Raw genomic sequence first — 2,323 nt, forward strand, 5'->3', positions numbered from 1 at the left:
GTTATACAATCGAACTAACCTCTCACCTTTCCCCATCCAGCGTCCTAGGAAGTCTCCAATCCGTAGAACGGAATAGGCTTTGCTTGGATCAGATAAATCGCTTTTCAGCTTCAGAATGGAAGCTGATAGCTGCTCATTAACAACCTCATCCGTGTCGATTACGAAAATCCAGTCATAGGCTGCGCGATCACTGCCATAGATACGCTGCTTCGCATAACCAGGCCATGCGTTCACATAGACTCTGCAGCCTAATTGCTCGGATACTCGAACGGTTCCGTCCTTGCTCCCACCATCGACTACAACAATTTCGTCTGCAAAAGGCTTGCAGGAGGCGATCGCATTAGCTATTCTCGATTCATCGTCTTGCGCAATGATGACAACAGAAATTCGATTCACTCCTACAGCGTCACGATAGCGACTCATTTCGTTCGCCCCTCCCCCAATGTCCAATTATTTGGCCTTATATGCTGTTATTGCTGATAGCAACCAACGGATATCCTCTTTATTCAACAGTAATCTAGGAAGTTTCGTTTTCAAGGTGAATTTGACATTGATTAAAATAAAGATAAATCGCAGAATACCCGATGATAAAATGGCCATTCCCGCACCGGCGAGTCCAAATTTAGGAATAAGCACTGTCAGCAATGGGATGACAATTATCAGCCCGATTCCTTGCAGAATCGTAACAATCTTGGGTTTGCCTAAGGCCATGAAAGCTTGCGCCAAAACCATGGTTCCACCTGAAATGGACACTTCAAGAAGCAGCATTCGAAAGACGCTAATGGCTTCTTTGAAATCAGGGCCATATAATAGAGGCATGACGAAAGGAGCAACCAGCATGATGATCAGGGAGCATAACAAGGCCACACATGTGCTGATCCTGTATACACGGAACGTCATATCAACCACTTTATCCTTCGGCAACCCGGAAGCTTTGGGGAACAGCACCACGATAATGGAGGTTGAGAAAATATTAACCACACGAGAAAGGCTTACTGCTACCGCATAGAGTCCAAGTTCAGAGGGATTCAGTAGCCCGATAATAACGATCTGATCAATGTAGTAGGAAACATTGCCCATTAAATCGTTGCCGTAGGATCCAATTCCATATTTGATTAGTGTCTGAAAGGAACGGAAAATATCCTTGATCACCCATTGATACTGTCTAAGCAATCGAACAGTGGTCCATATGTAAAAGGGAACCGCCGGAGCGAGATAAGCTACAGCTGACGTGTAAGGAGTCATGGTTTTGGTCAGGATTAGCAGAGCAAGACCGATGAGCGTACTCAGCGGAATAAGAAATCGCAGACGATTGAATAGTTTGTACTCGCCTCTCACCTGCATCATCGCATTATTAATCTGTGACAATACGATAAGAGGTACGATAGCCATGGACCATTGCGAGAATAGGACCACACTGTCAGAATACGAACGGAGCCAATAGGGTAAAATCAATATCCCTAAGCACATCGCAAGCATGCCTGCTGTCAAACCCATGATAACAGCGGTCGAATAAAGCTTGGCGGAATCCTTCATGTTCTTTTTCACGTTGTAAATAATGGCGGAAGGCATACCAAATGTGAAACTAAAGGCTAAGAATTGTGACCATAAAACCATAGCTGCCTGCTCTCCTCGGCCGGATGGCCCAAGAAATCGCGCTGTTAATATACCTGTAAGCATATTAATTACTAAGATTAGCACACTGAAAAACATCGTTTTAACCGAAGATGACAAATGACTTTTGCTCGAAAAGAAAGCTTTAATGAAGCCGAACAGAGGCTTTATGCGGACTAATTTCAAGTTGACTGGCTGCTGCATCCGAAATTTGCCTCCTCTCTTGAACGATCGTTCGATGCGCCATAATTCCAATTCCTACGACCATCCATAATAGAAAACCTTTCAAGCCTGTGTACCCATTTTCAAAAATAAGACAAACGATACTTCCTTGCAAAGCAGATAGCCCCAGCTTACCGTAAGCCGTTATACCGCCTGGTTGGGTTTTCTGAGATAACAGATAACGAGTGACAAGCCACAGAGCCCATAGGAACAACAAGCCTCCAAGGATGCCAAAGGTTAGAAAAATCGCAACAAATCCATTATCGAAAATGCCGTATTCCCCTAATGCCCCACCGTTGCTCAGCTTGGTACCGACACCGATACTCCCTAATCCTAATCCTTGTGGTTTCGAAAACATCATCGGGAAAACTGTATGAAAGAAATCAAGTCTTTCATTATAAGAGTGGTCATCCTGAATGGCCGTCATCGTATCTAAGCGAGCGATAAGACCTTGTGCGCCAGGCAGCTTCGGGATGATGACATACAT

Annotated in this window: 2 protein-coding genes and 1 pseudogene; all 3 read right to left on the bottom strand. The window is 44.6% G+C overall.

What is annotated here, in order from left to right:
* The coding region (locus tag AC1DUA_RS34280) for a glycosyltransferase family 2 protein (protein ID WP_477503992.1) at positions 1-423 on the bottom strand (423 nt) is incomplete at its 3' end.
* 27 nt (positions 424-450) lie between these two features.
* Positions 451-1,818, bottom strand: a complete 1,368-nt coding sequence (locus AC1DUA_RS34285) for a lipopolysaccharide biosynthesis protein (RefSeq protein ID WP_477503993.1) — start codon at positions 1,816-1,818, stop codon at positions 451-453.
* Positions 1,760-2,323 (bottom strand): annotated as a pseudogene (locus AC1DUA_RS34290) (O-antigen ligase family protein); the annotation flags it as partial. The pseudogene AC1DUA_RS34290 and the gene AC1DUA_RS34285, both read right to left, overlap by 59 nt.

Source organism: Paenibacillus sp. 01T422, from assembly GCF_056398785.1.

What these genes read in the sequence shown, in the direction of transcription:
- AC1DUA_RS34285 (WP_477503993.1), bottom strand. Translation starts at nt 1,818, where the DNA reads ATGCAGCAGCCAGTCAACTTGAAATTAGTCCGCATAAAGCCTCTGTTC.